The sequence below is a fragment of the bacterium genome, from assembly GCA_030654305.1.
In the GTDB taxonomy this organism is placed as follows: Bacteria; Krumholzibacteriota; Krumholzibacteriia; order LZORAL124-64-63; family LZORAL124-64-63; genus PNOJ01.
Genome location: JAURXS010000325.1, coordinates 1 through 9,356, shown reverse-complemented (window position 1 = coordinate 9,356; position 9,356 = coordinate 1). Strand labels below are relative to the sequence as shown.

Genomic DNA, 9,356 nt, shown 5'->3' with positions numbered 1-9,356 from the left:
TCGCATCGTCGGCTCCCGCCGCGGGGACGGTGGCCAGCACCGCCCAGGGCGGCGCCACGTTCCAGAAGGCGGCCTGCAGGGCGCGGGTGTCCGCCGCGCCGGGCTCGCCAGCGATCACCGCGGCGTAGCCGGGAGCCGCGGCCAGCAGCGCCGCGTCGGCCCACCAGGCCATCTCCAGACCGAAGCGCTCCAGCAACGCGCCGCGGCGGCGCAGGTGCGAGATCACGAGCGCCTGACCCGCCTGATCGCCGGTCAGCAGCGACGCGCGCCAGAGGCCGTGCAGCAGGGCGGCCGCTCCCGAGGGTTCGACGTTGTCGTGGTACTCGGCGCGTCGGCCCAGCGGCGCGTCGACGTCGCGGGCGGTCAGGGCGAACCCCAGCTCGTCGTCGGCGAAGAGCGTCACCGCGGCGTCCAGCAGTTCGCGGGCGCGGCGCAGCTGCACGAGGTCGCCGGTCGCCTGGTAGAGGTCCAGCAGGCCTTCGGCCAGGCAGGCATAGTCGTCCAGCACGCCCTCGCCGGAGGGGCGGCCGCCGGTCACCGCGCGCACCAGCCGTCCGCGGGCGTCCCGGTGCACCGACCAGAGATGCTCGGCGATCTGCAGGGCCGCCGCCGCGAAGGCGGGTTCGTCGAGCTGCGCCGAGGCCCGCGCCAGCGCCGTCAGCGCCAGGCCGTTCCAGGCGGTCACGATCTTGTCGTCCCGCGCCGGCGCCGGGCGCGCCGCGCGGATCTCGCACAGCCGGGGCCGCAGGCGGTCGAACAGCGCCGCCGCCTCGGCCGGCTCACGGCCGTGCCGCATGGCGGCGTGGGGCGCGTCCACGCGCCGGGTCAGGATGCTGCGGCCCTCGAAGTTGCCGCCCGGCGCCACCCCGAGCATGGTCGCCAGCAGCGGCCCGTCGCGCTCGCCCGCGGCCGCGAGGATCTCCTGCGGGGTCCAGACGTAGTAGCTGCCCTCCTGCCCGCCGCTGTCGGCGTCGAAGCTGGCGCAGAGGCCACCCTCCCCGTCGCGCATCTCCCGCAGCAGGAACTCCAGGACGTCGCGGGCCACCCCGAGGTACCACGGCCGGTCCAGGGCCGCGCCCGCCTCCAGGTAGAGGCTCGCGAGCTGGGCGTTGTCGTAGAGCATGATCTCGAAGTGGGGCACCAGCCAGGTCTCCTCGACCGTGTAGCGGTGGAAGCCGCCGCCGAGGTGGTCGCGGATCCCGCCCGTGGCCATCGCCTCCAGCGTGCGGTGCAGGGCCGTGGCCGTCTGCTGGTCGCCGGTGAGGCGGTGGTGGTGCAGCAGGAACTGCCAGCGCAGCGGCGTGGGGAACTTCTGGTGCTGCAGGAAGCCGCCCCACTCCTGGTCGTGGTGGGCGAGGCCGAGCCGCACCACGCCATCGACCGTGCTCGCGTCGATGGGCGGCCCTTCGTTGCCGGCGGGGACGGCGGCGATCGCGCCGGCCAGCTGCGCCGCCTGCACCTGCAGTTCGCCGCGGTGCGAGCGGTAGGCTTCGTCGATCCTGCGGCAGAGATCCAGGAAGCGCGCGCGCGGCACGTAGGTGGCGCCGTGGAAGGGCTGCAGGTCCGAGGTCAGGAACACCGACAGCGGCCAGCCGCCGCGCCCGGTCTGCGCCGTCACGGCGGCCATGTAGGCCTCGTCCAGGTCGGGACGCTCCTCGCGGTCGACCTTGATGCAGACGAACCGCTCGTTCAGCTGCGCGGCCACCTCCGCGTCCTCGAACACCTCGTGCGCCATGACGTGGCACCAGTGGCAGGAGGCGTAGCCGATCGACAGGAAGATCGGCAGGTCGCGGTCGCGGGCGAAGGCCAGGGCGTCGCGGTCCCAGGGCTGCCAGTGGATGGGGTTGCCGGCGTGCTGGCGCAGGTAGGCGGAGGCCTCGCCGCCGAGCCGGTTGGAGCGGATGTCGTTGGGGCGGGCCGCGCCCGCGTCGTGCGGTTGGTTCATGGCGTACAGGATAGGCCCCGGGATGCGGGCCCGCTCCCTCCCCTCGTGGCGCCCGTCAGGACCGGGCGCCGATCACCACCAGGCTGCGTTGGCCGGCCGGCACCACCGAGAATCCGCCGAAGCCGGCGTCGGCCATGATGTCCCGCGTCAGGCTCATAGTATACGACATCCCGCCTTCGGTCCCGACCAGCATGTTGACGCTGAAGCGGGCCGCGTGGGCCGGCGCGGTGCGCGTGTCGTCGAGGTAGAAGTCCTTGAACATCAGCCGCCCCCCGGGGACCAGCGCGGCGTGGGCCTTGCGGGCGATCATCGCCGTGTCCCGCGGCGGCAGCATGTGGATGACGTTCGAGACGTAGACCACATCGAAGCCCTCGCCGAAGCCGTCGACGTGGAAGTCGCCGTCGACGGTCGCGACGCGGTCGCCGAGCCCCGCGGCGGCGATCATCTCGCGCGCGATGGCCGTGGTCTCGGGCAGGTCGAAGACGACGCAGCTCAGGCCGGGGTTCGCCGCGGCGAAGACCAGCGACGCGGTGCCGGGCCCGCCGCCGACGTCCAGCAGGCGCCGCGCGCCGGAGAAGTCGACGGCCGCGGCCACGTCGCGGCTGCTGCCGCGCGAGATGTTCTCCATGCCGCAGATGTAGTCGCGGTGCTCGCGCGGCGAGCGGCCGGCGCCCTCTCCCGGGACGGAGCGCGGGACCGGCTTGCCGGTGCGCAGCGTCTCCTCCAGACGGATCCAGCGGCCGCTCAGGCGGTCGTGGTGGCGGTAGATGCTGGCCATGGTGTCGGGCGAACCCGCGACCAGCAGCGGCGCGCAGCCCGCCTCGAGCCGGAAGCTCTCGCCCTCCTTGACCAGGATCCCGACCGCCGCCAGGGCGTGCAGCACCAGGTCCAGGGCCCGCGCATCCAACCCGAGCCGCGCGGCGAGTTCCGCCGGCGCGAGCGGTCCGGCGGCCAGGGCGTCGAAGACGCCCAGGCGCAGGCTGGTCAGCAGGATGAAGGCGTCCTGGTAGCCGGCGGCGATGCGGTCGAGCTTGTCACGCGCTTCCATCGGTGCTCCACGGGTTCGGGGATGCGGCGTCGACCGGCATTGTGGGGGATGGGACGGCCCGGATCAAGTGCCTGCTGACCGGGCGCGACACGTATGCTAGGGTGCCCGCGGAGGCGATGCCGCATCATGACCGCACCACCGCCCGTCAGCGTCGTGCTGCCCGCCTACCAGGCGGCGGCCACCCTGCCGGAAACCCTCGACTCGGTGCTCGCGCAGACGCCGCCGCCGCGCGCGGTCATCGTCGTGGACGACGGCTCCACCGACGCGACGGCCGCGGTGCTCGCCGCCCGCGCCGACCGCGTGACCGCACTGCGGATCGACAACAGCGGCGGCCCCTCGCGGCCCCGCAACGTCGGCCTGGAGCGCTGCGGCGACGGGCTGGTCGCGCTGTTCGACGCCGACGACCTCATGCGGCCCGGCAAGCTCGCCGCGCAGGCCGCCGTCTTCGCCGCGTGCCCCGAGGTCGACCTCTGCTTCACCGACTTCCAGGTGATCGACGCCGGCGGCGCCGTCCGGCAGGAGCGCTTCCTGGACGGCTACCGGGAGTTCCGCCGGCTGCTGCGCCCCGGCCCCCTGCCGGACGTGGGCCTGCTGTCTGGGCCCGACCTGCACTTCGCCTTGATCCGCGCCAATTTCGTCGGCACCTCCAGCGTGGTGGCGCGCGCGGAGCGACTGCGCGCCGCCGGGGGCTTCGACGAGACCCTGCGCAACGGCGACGACCTGGACCTCTGGCTGCGCCTGGCCCGCGAGGGCGCGGTCTTCGCCTTCCTGGACCACGTCGGCCACGCCTACCGCAAGGTCGACGGCGGGGTCTCGGCGCGCGGCTGGCGCCGCCTGCCCGCCGTCGTCGCGGTGCGCGAACGCCAACGGCCGTACGTGACCGATCCCGAGCGGCGGCGGGTGCTGGAGAAGATCATCCTGGAGGCGAAGCTGGCGTACGCCTGGGGGCTGGACCACGACGGCCGGCACGACGAGGCGCGCCGCCTCTACGCGGAATGCAACGCCGCGCGCCCGACCTGGGCCGGAATCAAGGGGATCGTGCTGGCGACGGCGAGAGCGCGGCTCGGCGGCTCGCCCGCCCGCGACTAGGCTCGCCCGCAGCTAGGCCGGCACGGCCCGCAGGCCGTCGGCGTAGATCGGGATGTTGTTGTCGATCACGGTCGCGGCCGAAAGGTCCAGCCGCTCGAAGTCCCGCCACTGGTCCGCGTTCAGCGCGCAGGCCATGATCATCCCCACGAAGCAGCGCGCCGTGATGTAGGGGTCGACGTTCTTGACCTCGCCGGTGTCCCGCCGCTCGGCGAGTTCCCGCGCCAGGAAGCGGATGTAGGGCAGGCGCAGCTCGCAGAACAGCACGTCGTTGCCCCGGTGCGTGCCCAGCGAACTCATCACCATCAGCGGCAGCAGCAGCGGATCCTCGCGCGAGAGCTGGTGGATGTGGTGGGCCACCGTCGTCAGGACCTGCAGCACGTCGCCGAGCCGGCGCTGCTGCACCAGAAACCCCTCGATGTCGTGCGCGCGGGCCTTGGCCCGCACCACCGACTCGAACAGGTGCTCCTTGCTCTCGAAGTAGCGGTAGATGGCCGCTTCGGTGATCCCGCACTCGCGGGCGATGAGGCGGATCGAAGCGCCCTCGAAACCGTGCTGGGCGAAGAGCCGGGCCGCGTTCTCGAGGATCTCGTCGCGTCGTTCCAGGTTGCGCGTTCTGGACATGGCCGCCCTCCTTCTCCGTAAACGATCCCTTACCGTGGAAAGTTAACGGTTGATATTAATTTGTCAACTTCGATCACGTCATGGGATTGCCCGGGTACGGAGCCCTGGTCAACAGCCCTTACGGAAAGCGGGGGGCCCGTCGGCCCCCCGCCACTGCCATCCGCCGTCGGGCGGGATCAGATCGCCGGGACCGCGGTCGTGAGCGTGAAATCGTGCGTCTCGGCGGCCGTCCACTTGTTCGCCAGCAACGGCGTGTGGAACAGTCGGTTGGAGCCGTAGCTCAACGACTTGGCGTTGTAGCCCAGCATGTTCAGGGCGGCGGCGACCTGGCTGCTGGTCTGACCGGTCCAGCAGTACACCAGGATGGGCGTGCCGTCGCTGGGCAGGTAGGGCAGCATCTCGCCGACCTTCAGGCTCGTGTAGGGCGTGAACTGGAAGGCGCCGGGGATGTGGCCGGGCACGCCGTTGGTGCCGGTGCCCTCGTAGTCCGCCACGCCGAAGTAGTTCAGGATGAAGTAGGGAGTCAGGTCCGGCGGCGTCGGCGCCGTCCAGGTGACGCTCTGGAACCCGGCCGCCAGCATGGCGGCGACGCGATCCTCGACCGTGTCCCCGTCCGTCAGCGTCGGGTAGGCGTGGGCGACCAGCGAGCCGTTGTTGTTGGTCGTCTCGGCCGCGGGCAGGTTGTCGCCGACGTTGTCGTTCCAACGGCTGGCCAGCGTGGAGTTCCAGGAGCACATGCCCCACTTCAGGAACTTGACGTCCTCGTAGCCCATCAGCTCCATCGCGATCTTGGCATGACCGGCACTCTGACCGGTGTAGCAGGCGATCACATAGGTCTTGTCGTTGGGGATCGTCGTGGCCAGGTCGTTCAGCAACGTGGCCAAGCTCGAGTTGTAGGCGCCTGTGATGTGCCCGGCCGCGTAGTCGGTCGCCGAACGGATATCGATGACCGTGTAGAGGCTGAGGTTATCGTTGAGCTGCACCGCCGTGATCGGGCCCGTGCTGTCGGTGGTGTCGTTCAGGTAGGCGTCGACGGCCGCGTACACGGCCGCGAACTCGGGCGTCTGCGCGCCGCCGACCTCGAGTTCGAAGTCGTTGGTCGAAGCCGCGGTCCAGCGGTTGGCCGTCAGGGAGCCGTGGAACAGGTGATTCGAGCCGTAGCTCAGCGACTTGGCGTTGTAGCCCAGCATGTTCAGGGCCGCCACGACCTGGCTGCTGTGCTGGCCGGTCCAGCAGTACACCACGATGGGCGTGTCGTCGCTGGGCAGGTTCTCCAGCATCTGCTCGAAGCCGAGGCTGGCGTAGGGGGTGAACTGGTAGGCGCCGGGGATGTGGCCGGGGACGCCGGCGGCGCCGGTGCCCTCGTAGTCCGCCTGGCCGAAGTAGTTGACGACGAAGTAGTCGTCCAGGTTCGGCTGCAGGGTCGCCCAGGTGATGCTCTGGAAACCGGCCGCCACCATGGCGGCGACGCGGGTGGCCACGATCGTCGCGTTGGTCCCGGTCAGCGTCGGGAAGGCGTGCACGGTCAGGTCGGCGTTGTTGTTGGTCGTTTCGGGAGCCGGCAGATTGTCACCGACGTTGCTGTTCCAGCCGCTCGCCAGGGTGCTGTTCCACGAGGACATGCCGAACCCGAGGGTCTTGACGTCCTCGTGGCCCATCAGTTCCAGCGCGATCTTCGCGTGGCCGGCGCTCTGGCCGCTGTAGCAGGCGATGACGATGGTCTTGTCGGTGGGGATCGTCGTGCCCACGTCCGTCAGGATGGTCGCGAGCGAGGAATTGTAGGCGCCCGGGATGTGCCCGGCCAAGTAGGCGTCGGCCGAGCGGATGTCGACGACGGTGTAGTCGTCGAGGTTGTCGTGCAGGGCCTGGGCCGTGACCGTGCCCGGGCAGTCCGTGTTGTCGTTGAGGTAGGCCTCGACCGCGGTGGCCATCGTCTCGAACGTGGTCGCCGTCGGGGTCACGGGGTCGTCGTCGCTCGAGCAACCCACCAGGGCGGCCAGGGCGATCAGCAACAACGCCATCAGGGTCCAGCGTTTCGTCATCTCGCGTCTCCTTGTTCAGGCCTCGCGGCCACTCGTTGGGCGGCGCCGGGCGCCGCGGGTCGGCCGGCCGGCGGCACCACGCCGCCGGCCGATCTTGCAGGTCACTTCGCGTCCGGGAACATCAACGGGATCACCACCCCGAGGTTGGCCTCGTAGTCGGGCAGCCGGGTGACGCCGTCTTCCTCGTACAGGTCGGACTCGCGCAGCAGGAAGCCGTCGGGCCCGTCGGGCGAGGTGTGGCAGGCCGTGCTGCAGGTCTGGCCCTCCCCGACCGTCGTCTGCGCCGTGCGCCGCACGATGTTGTGCGGGGAGGCGTAGACCCAGGTCGGCGCGTCCAGGTAGCCCGGCAGATCCAGGCCCCAGTCGGCGTAGGTGCCGGGATCGATCGGCAGGTGGCGCACCACCGAGTAGTCGTACTCGGTGCGGTGGGGGCTCGGGTTGCGGCCGATCTTGAACTGCAGGCGGCTGGGGTCGATGTCGTACTTCTCCCCTTCGCCGTCCGCCACCAGGTTGTGGCAGTTCGTGCAGTTCTTGTAGGGTTGCGAGTGGCACACCTGGCACTGCAGGTTCAGGCCGTCGTTGCCCACGTGCATGGCGTGGTAGGCGTTGTCCCAGTCGTCGTCCTGCCCCTCGCCGTGGCAGTCCTCGCAGCGGGGCATCGTCTTGACCTCGTAGCGGTGCTCGTAATGCTCGCCGTCGTGCTGCGCGTCGCCGTGGATCTCTTCCTTGGTGTGGCAGTCCTTGCACTGCCAGCCGTAGGGCTGGCGGTGGACGTCGGGCACGTTGCCCTCGCTCTGCCCCAGGAAGTCGTTGCCCACGCGCGAGCCGTGGCAGGCCACGCACTGCTCGGTCATGTCCGGCGAGGCCCGGAAGCGGTGCGAGTAGTAGGTGCCGATCAGCGGGAAGCCGCCGCCGACGCTGGCCGGCCGGCTGACGTGGCACTGCCCGCAGGTCGTGTGGCAGCCGCCGCACTTCTGGTCGAAGAAGCCCTCGAAACCGGAGCCCTCGAAGGTGCAGCGCCCGCGCAGCTCGATGGCTGCGATGTAGCCCCACTGGTTGGCGTGCAGGCTGTTGGCGTGGGCCGCCGCCTCGTCGGCGTGGCAGCCGTCGCAGGCGCCGTGCGCGCTGGGGTCGGCGACCATGCCCGTGTGGGCCTCCTCCATGGTCTCGAACGTGCGGTCGGCCGGGCCGCCGTGGCAGCTCTGGCAGGACCGCTGGCCGTGCACGCTCTCGAGGAACCGCTGCCCGTTGGTGCCGGTGATGATGACCTTTTCCCACGCCTCCAGCGCGGGTACGGAGCCGCCTCAGCCGTCGTCCTTGGCGGCGGGGTCGGCCTCGGACTTCGCCTCCTCGCCCAGGTTGGCGATGAGCATGTCCCGGCTGCTGTGGCAGCCGAGGCAGGTCTTGTCGGTCAGCACGACGTCCGGGTCCCCGGAGCCGTTGGAGGTGTCGTTCTCGCACCCCCACAGGCTGCCCAGGACCAGGAACGCGAGGACCGCGACCGCTGCGTGCTTGTGCATGGTCACACTCCGTCGTTGGACGGCGACGCGGCGCCGTCGTTGGTGAGCCCGCGGGCGAAGATCGGCACGTTGTTGCAGACCACGGTCTGCGCGTCGACCTCCGCTCCCGCGAACCGGCTCCACATGCCGGCGTTGAGGGCACAGTCCATGACCATGCCCACGAAGCAGCGGCTCGTGATGACGGGATCGATCCGCCGGACCTCCCCCGCCGCCATGCGCCGCGTGATCTCCTCGACCAGGAATTCGATGTAGGGGCTGCGCACCTCGCGGAAGATCGTCGCGCGGCCCTGGTCGTTCTCGAGGCTGCTGTTGGACATCAGCCGCACGAGTTCGGGGTCGCGCTGCGCGAGGGCCAGGAGGTGGTTGGCGACCGCGCGCAGGACGTCCTCGACGCCGCCGCGGCCGCGGCTGGCCGCCAGTTCGCCCGCGATGTCGTGCTCGCGGGCCTTGGCGCGGATGACCTCGTCGTAGAGCTGGGCCTTGCCGTCGAAATGGCGGTAGATGGCGGCCTCGGTCACGCCGCTGGCGCGGGCGATCAGGCGGATGGCGGTGCCATCGTAGCCGTGGGCCGAGAAGAGCCGCGACGCGTGGTCGAGGATCTCCCCCCGGCGATTGGCATGTCGAACCTCGGCTGCCACGGCGTTCCCTCCGACGAGGTGAGCGAACGTTGACTCTGCCCCAAGCTAGTCCAATGGATCGGCGCGTCAATCCCTGATGTTATGATTTTAACTCTCTGAACTTGTTTACAATCAATGAGTTATAGCATATCCGCTTACTAGGTGTTATAAGATTAGCAGTAGCATGGGGATACGATAACGGTCGTTCACTCTCCGAGAAGCGGCACCGCAACGGGCCGCGAAAAAAAAGGAGCCCCGCCTGCGCGGGGCTCCCTGTCCGGCATCGCCTGGGGGCGGGCGCCTAGAAGACGCCGCCCACCGACAGCGAGTACTGGTCGAGGATGTAGTCGTCCCAGCGGTTCTCGTCGAACTCGCAGCGGCGGTAGCTCGCGGTCGCGGTCAGCTTCTCGGCGAAGCGCCAGCTCGTGCGGGCCGACCAGCGGTCCAGGTCGTTCTCGACCGAGTCGGTGGTGC

The 9,356-nt window shown here is 70.4% G+C and carries 8 protein-coding genes; 1 reads left to right on the top strand and 7 read right to left on the bottom strand.

Going from position 1 to position 9,356, the window contains the following annotated elements; genetic code table 11:
* Both Q7W29_09290 and Q7W29_09285 read right to left on the bottom strand, forming a co-directional pair.
* A partial coding sequence (locus tag Q7W29_09290) for a thioredoxin domain-containing protein (GenBank protein ID MDO9172012.1) occupies positions 1-1,945 on the bottom strand: 1,945 nt, incomplete at its 3' end.
* A gap of 55 nt (positions 1,946-2,000) precedes the next feature.
* Positions 2,001-2,993 carry a methyltransferase gene (locus Q7W29_09285; GenBank protein ID MDO9172011.1) on the bottom strand — a complete coding sequence of 331 codons (993 nt, stop codon included), beginning with the start codon at positions 2,991-2,993 and terminating at the stop codon, positions 2,001-2,003.
* 126 nt (positions 2,994-3,119) lie between these two features.
* On the opposite strand from Q7W29_09285, the gene Q7W29_09280 reads away from it, so the two are divergent.
* Complete coding sequence (locus Q7W29_09280) at positions 3,120-4,082, top strand: glycosyltransferase (GenBank protein ID MDO9172010.1); 963 nt, start codon at positions 3,120-3,122, stop codon at positions 4,080-4,082.
* 12 nt (positions 4,083-4,094) lie between these two features.
* Here the strand turns inward: Q7W29_09280 and Q7W29_09275 are convergent, their stop codons facing one another.
* The 5 genes from Q7W29_09275 to Q7W29_09255 form a co-directional block, all read right to left on the bottom strand.
* Complete coding sequence (locus tag Q7W29_09275) at positions 4,095-4,703, bottom strand: helix-turn-helix domain-containing protein (protein MDO9172009.1); 609 nt, start codon at positions 4,701-4,703, stop codon at positions 4,095-4,097.
* Positions 4,704-4,879: 176 nt separating this feature from the next.
* Entirely contained in the window at positions 4,880-6,745 is a 1,866-nt protein-coding gene (locus Q7W29_09270; protein MDO9172008.1) for a rhodanese-like domain-containing protein, read from the bottom strand.
* Positions 6,746-6,846: 101 nt separating this feature from the next.
* Positions 6,847-7,971, bottom strand: coding sequence for a hypothetical protein (locus Q7W29_09265; protein ID MDO9172007.1), 1,125 nt, complete (start codon positions 7,969-7,971; stop codon positions 6,847-6,849).
* Between the two features lie 78 nt (positions 7,972-8,049).
* Positions 8,050-8,265 carry a hypothetical protein gene (locus Q7W29_09260; protein MDO9172006.1) on the bottom strand — a complete coding sequence of 72 codons (216 nt, stop codon included), beginning with the start codon at positions 8,263-8,265 and terminating at the stop codon, positions 8,050-8,052.
* Between the two features lie 2 nt (positions 8,266-8,267).
* Positions 8,268-8,903 (bottom strand): helix-turn-helix domain-containing protein, encoded by a 636-nt coding sequence (locus Q7W29_09255; protein ID MDO9172005.1) that lies wholly within the window; start codon positions 8,901-8,903, stop codon positions 8,268-8,270.
* Positions 8,904-9,356 lie beyond the last annotated feature (453 nt).

Bases quoted from the DNA above. Each gene is read 5' to 3' on its own strand.
- Q7W29_09275 (MDO9172009.1), bottom strand. From the start codon at position 4,703: ATGTCCAGAACGCGCAACCTGGAACGACGCGACGAGATCCTCGAGAAC.
- Q7W29_09285 (MDO9172011.1), bottom strand. From the start codon at position 2,993: ATGGAAGCGCGTGACAAGCTCGACCGCATCGCCGCCGGCTACCAGGAC.
- Q7W29_09270 (MDO9172008.1), bottom strand. From the start codon at position 6,745: ATGACGAAACGCTGGACCCTGATGGCGTTGTTGCTGATCGCCCTGGCC.
- Q7W29_09280 (MDO9172010.1), top strand. From the start codon at position 3,120: ATGACCGCACCACCGCCCGTCAGCGTCGTGCTGCCCGCCTACCAGGCG.
- Q7W29_09260 (MDO9172006.1), bottom strand. From the start codon at position 8,265: ATGCACAAGCACGCAGCGGTCGCGGTCCTCGCGTTCCTGGTCCTGGGC.